We start from the raw sequence: 3,077 nt of genomic DNA, 5'->3' as shown, positions 1-3,077 counted from the left end.
GAATTCATTAAAGAAGCTTGAATAAGCTGAGTAACCAATAAAGCTGATACTTCCAACAATTAACTTTATGTTTTTGGTGCCGTCAACATTAAAAAGATCTGAAAGTACAACTGATTCAGAACAATATAAAAACAATGGCGAAACTGTATACACAGCAAAGAGTACGAAAGTGGAAGCAAAGTTGATTGAAACAGAAAACTCGAAGGTAGGCTTGATGTGTTGGATAGGTTATCAGACATATATAGTGATTTGGGGATGATGGATAATTTTATATGCAGGAGATTTCATTGAATGCCTGACTATTATTGAAGAAAACGATGACTTTCCCTTATTTCTGAAAGGTTATACCAACAATATAGGCTACATCATTATAGGAGTACGAATGGCTGATTAAAACGATTGGTCTTTATGCAACAAAAAACACTTTTAGTAACTGATGTGGAAATGGAGTTCCAGCATAAACTAGGGATAGCCCGTTCGACACTAGAGCTACCCCATTAAATTTGTCATTTGTATCATATTCTACACGCAACAAAAGAGTCTATTTTCAAGATTCGAATTTCTGTTGCAAGGATTGAGATAAAGCCAGTAAACGAGTTAATTCTTGATTGACTTCATTAGAAGAAGTAATAAGAGACTGAGTGGTAGCGTATAACTCTTGTACTGAAGCTACGCTTTCTTCTGTTACTGCTGATATATTCGTCATTTCATTGGAGATACCACTTGATTTCATTTCAACCTGAATAATGGATTGGTTCAGTTGATTTATAAGGGAACCCATTTCATTAATTGAATGATTGAGCGTTTGAAAACTGGAAATAGCGGATTCAGCTTTTGATATAGAAAGACTTATAGCGTGCTTTCCAACTTCAATTTGGGAGACAGACTCTTTACTATCTTCACGTATTATATTTAGAATTACACGGATTTCTTCTGTTGCATTATTGGTTTGGTTTGCTAATTTACGTATTTCATCTGCAACAACAGCAAATCCTCTTCCAGCTTCACCTGCTCTTGCGGCTTCAATTGAAGCATTTAGTGCTAAGAGATTTGTTTGGCTCGACACACCTTCGATCGTGGAAATAATACTATTAACCTTCTGCGAAGATTCATTTAGAGCAACAATGGTTTCAGTGGCGGTATTAATGGTTTGTGAAACGACTAAGATTTGTTCAGATAGGGACTCGATGCTTTGTTGATTGTCTTTTAACAATTGTTCAGTAACATTGGCTTTTTCTTTCATGTCATTAGATGATAATGATGTTTGCTGGATCATTTGATTGATGCCTTGCAAGTTGTTATCTATGTTGTTGACTGATTCGCTTTGAACTTCCAATCCCGTTGAAACTTCTTTAAAGGAAATTAGCATTTCAGAATTTGATTGAATGGCTCGTTCCGATTTTTTCGAGACATGAGACGATGTTTGTTGTAGATTTTTGGAGAGATCTTTTACACTCTCAAGAAGAATAAGCAACTTTTCTTGTCTTTGCGATTTTTCTAATTCCAATGCGTCTGTGTGTCTTTTCTTTGAGATAATTTGCAAAGACGTTGCCCCTGCTATGAGTATTAAAAAAATAGCATGGATAGACATCATTGAAAACGAATAATTGGATACCCCGAATACCAATCCGGGAATGAAAAAATAACCAATGAAGTGTTGCAAAGCAAAAAGTACGGTCATAATAATAATAAGCCTTAAATCTTCATAAAAAGCGACAATAGCTACGACCATAAAAATTGAAAAGTGAAATTCAATTAATCCGCCTGAACCTGCGATAATCGACATTGAAGCAAAAGTCATTGATAATGTTGTTAGAAGAGACACAAATCGATGTTCCTGTGCTTTTTTGTATTGTAAAAAAGCCAGAATGAAAAGGATGATCGGAATAAGAAATATTATATTCAGTGAAATAGAAGATGGAGTAGAATCGTTATTCATATTCATATGACTTGTTATCATCGAGGTATGCATAAAATGAAAGACTCTATGTAATAAGTGAACAATAAAACTTATTACAATTGCCCCGAGGGATAGACCAAGCATTAATCTGTTTTTATGTTGCAACATCCTCGCCGCCTTTTTTGGAAGATAATGGTACACCCCGTTGTCCTTGTACGGAGCGTTTCAACTCCCATGAGAATTAGATTCGCAGTTCCAGAAAAAAGCTACCTGAATAGGCTTTGTTAGATCCTAATGTTTGATATTTTGACCATCAGTAAACCGCTTTAATGAATGAACAGGCGGTTTACTGAGCTATCGTTTTTTCGTTAGTTAAACCAAAGACGATAACTTTTCTGCAGTAATTGCTGTATGCTTGTAACCTGTTTTAAGTTCATTGATCGATGCGAAATTGATTTGAACTTTACTATTAACTTCATCTGGACTTTACCTATGAATTCCCCCCTAGTATAGGATGAGACTCGTCTTCTTTTTTCTATAATTGATGTCGAAAAAAACTTGGTAGATTCATAATATGAAATAGTTATTGTATCTACTGTGACAAATATAACTTTTCAGTTTGAGCTTGTAAAGTGTACAAATTAAATGAACTTTACTTGAGTTTTTTACGAAAGTTTTCTGGACGGTCTGACGAACTTCCTGGACACTTTCGCCTCGTTATGAAGGGACTTATAACATTACAGGAATGGCAGATGTTTATTCATATCTATAAATCATGGAACAATTTCAAAAACAGTACCTTGGTTAAAATCAGCCACTTTCATAGACCCATAAACCCCTAAATATAGTCTGGTTTGATCCAGATTCGTTCCTAAACTGACATAATAAGCGGATTGAGACCCAAAATTATAATCGGTTTCTATAACGCTAAAATCATTTAGTTTACCATCTGTTCGTACCCTGGTGTAAGCTAAAACTCCTCTAACCGGAGGTTGAGATTCTTCATCCCGAGCTAGATCGGTAAACACGACGCTTCCCGATAATCCGGGGATTCTATTCCCCATATATGGCTGGACCCCAGTAAGTGCAGTTGCTCCAAACTTATCAGACCTGGGATTGTTTTCTCCTCCAAAGTTGAATTTGCAGAGCAGCCTCTTATTATCGATGTAAGAAAAGT

The 3,077-nt window shown here is 35.7% G+C and carries 1 protein-coding gene and 1 pseudogene; both read right to left on the bottom strand.

Features of this window, described 5'->3' with window-relative positions; genetic code table 11:
* Nucleotides 1-547 precede the first annotated feature (547 nt).
* On the bottom strand, nucleotides 548-2,068 hold the full coding sequence (locus L691_RS0125830) for a methyl-accepting chemotaxis protein (protein ID WP_025693093.1): 1,521 nt from the start codon (nucleotides 2,066-2,068) through the stop codon (nucleotides 548-550).
* A gap of 605 nt (nucleotides 2,069-2,673) precedes the next feature.
* Nucleotides 2,674-3,077, bottom strand: a pseudogene (locus tag L691_RS30255) (hypothetical protein); the annotation flags it as partial.

The sequence above is a fragment of the Paenibacillus zanthoxyli JH29 genome (assembly GCF_000520715.1).
Taxonomy (GTDB): Bacteria; Bacillota; Bacilli; order Paenibacillales; family Paenibacillaceae; genus Paenibacillus_AQ; species Paenibacillus_AQ zanthoxyli.
Note: the sequence above shows the minus strand (reverse complement) of the source record. Positions and strands in the feature narration are given on the sequence as shown.